Origin of the sequence: Aeromonas sp. R2-4 (genome assembly GCF_040908365.1) — a bacterium.
GTDB lineage: Bacteria > Pseudomonadota > Gammaproteobacteria > Enterobacterales > Aeromonadaceae > Aeromonas > Aeromonas veronii.
The window spans coordinates 1-2,149 of sequence record NZ_JBFODO010000003.1; the positions used below are offsets into that span (position 1 = coordinate 1).

Genomic DNA, 2,149 nt, shown 5'->3' on the forward strand with positions numbered 1-2,149 from the left:
ATCCGACCTCAATAGACTACCTAACCAAGCATCTATGGAATAATCCTTTTTCTCATAAGGGCTTACTTTTCTTTTAATAATAGAATCTATGTCTAATGAAAAATTATTTATATCGTATAAAAATATCATATTTTCATCATAGAATTTTTCCTTGCGGATCATATAATTATTTGTCAATAGTTTACTCCCACAACCTATCGCTTCAATTGTCCTCATTGTTAGACCTGACTGAGTGACATGTGAGATATCTAGCACAATAGAACTTTTTTCCATTATTGACAAAACATTATAATATTTTATGTTGGAAAATGTGAAATAATCATTAGGAACATAATTTAATTTTTTCTCAAAAAATTTTAATGAAAGATACTTGAGGGGGTTTATCTTTATCTTTATCTTTATCTTTATCTTTTTTGAGTACAAGTGATGTATTTTTTTTATTATATTCAATCTTTCTTCTGTATAAACACCAACAAAACTTAAGTCGTACAAATGTACAATTTCATGGCTACCTTCTTTTATGTAAAAGAGAGGTTGGTAGTGAAATCCAAATACGCTACAATCGTCTGGGTCAAATGAATACACCGAAAAATCATTTCTAAGATGAGTAACTGCTTGCGGATTATTCTTTACTGAATCCCATTGATAAGATATTTTTTTTTCAAAAAAAAATGCTCGATTTATATAATCAATTACTCTCTGATCTACAAACTCTCCTCTTATAACGAAAAGCACTTTATAATTCTCATTTTTCGATTTTAATTCTCTCAAACTATTTAATAAAATTATTTTTTGTAAAACTTCATAAACTCTATAGCTAATTTTATGCAAAATATCCCATAGGGGGCCCACCTTCTTTTCTTTTAAATAGTCTACACGGTAGCCATGCTTTTCTAATCTTTTGATAATTTCCAGGTGATATATATTGAATTCTGGAGCTATAAATAACAGTCTCAATCTTGCCTCCACATAAATGAAAAATGCTAAATATTTCGCTCCCATTGAGAATTTTTGATACTAAATCTCTTTATTATCTTTGCTGGGTTACCAACTAGGACAGAATAATCAGGATAATGACCCCGAACAACGGAATTACACCCAACAATACAGTGCTTCCCTAAATGGCTACCAGCCATGATCTTCGAACCACTCCCAATGAAGCATTGTTCTTCAATTATAGTTTGATTTACAGATAAAGGCTGTAAGCCTACGGGAATGGTAATATCTGAATATACATGATCAGTATCTTGTATCATGACATCAAAAGAGATCAAGCAATTATCACCAATAAATAGTTCACCAGCAGCTGTAATATGGCATCGCTGTTGAATAGTTACACCATCGCCAATTATTATTTTAGGATTTAACTCTTGATTTCCATGATTTTTTATGCCTTCTATCCTTGCAGCATCCCAAATAAATACATTGCTACCTAAATGAATGAATTCTGGCGTCAGGAGAAGTGGTTTTCTAATCAAACTTCCTCGTCCGCTCTGTAAAAAAAACAATCGATAGAAAAATCGCATCTTCAGTTTGAAATATAAGTTTTCTATATACTGATATCTCTTGAATGGACTCATAAGGAAAAACATTTTTATTTTATGTGAAATTCTCATCCCCCCTCCCTCTATAGCACTTAGGCACAAAATGACACATATCGACTTGATATTACAATATAAAAATTTATATTTTCATAGCATGAATTGTAAAGCATTATAATGAGTTTCAATATATTCCTTTAGTTTTATGTCATCCAGCTCCCACCAATCTTTACCATCTATTTTCTCTGAGACATTTCGATATTTAATAACTTTAGCAGGAACCCCCCCCACAATAGCGTAATCAGGGACATTCCTTGTGACAACTGCACCAGCCCCAATAACAGCACCATTACCTATTGAAATACCGTTCAAAATAATAGCATTGGTACCAATCCAGACATCGTTCCCAATATCTACTGGCTTTAGTTCATCAGAGAATTTCACTTTTTCCAAAATTGATTTATCAACTAACTGATAGGGAAATATAGTCCCAATGGAATAAAACACCGGATGTGTTGATATATAGTCTATAGGATGTGAGCCTAGTCCTATTTTCACACCATCAGCGATGGAACAAAATGCGCCAATACGGGTATGACTGATAAAAC

3 protein-coding genes are annotated in these 2,149 nt (G+C 32.3%); all 3 read right to left on the minus strand.

Annotated elements, in window-relative coordinates:
• On the minus strand, positions 1-957 hold a 957-nt coding region (locus AB5Z05_RS01620), incomplete at its 3' end, for a hypothetical protein (RefSeq protein ID WP_368149946.1).
• 26 nt (positions 958-983) lie between these two features.
• Entirely contained in the window at positions 984-1,616 is a 633-nt protein-coding gene (locus tag AB5Z05_RS01625; protein WP_368149947.1) for a DapH/DapD/GlmU-related protein, read from the minus strand.
• A 75-nt stretch (positions 1,617-1,691) separates the two neighbouring features.
• Positions 1,692-2,149: CatB-related O-acetyltransferase (locus AB5Z05_RS01630; RefSeq protein WP_368149948.1), on the minus strand; the 458-nt coding region annotated here is incomplete at its 5' end.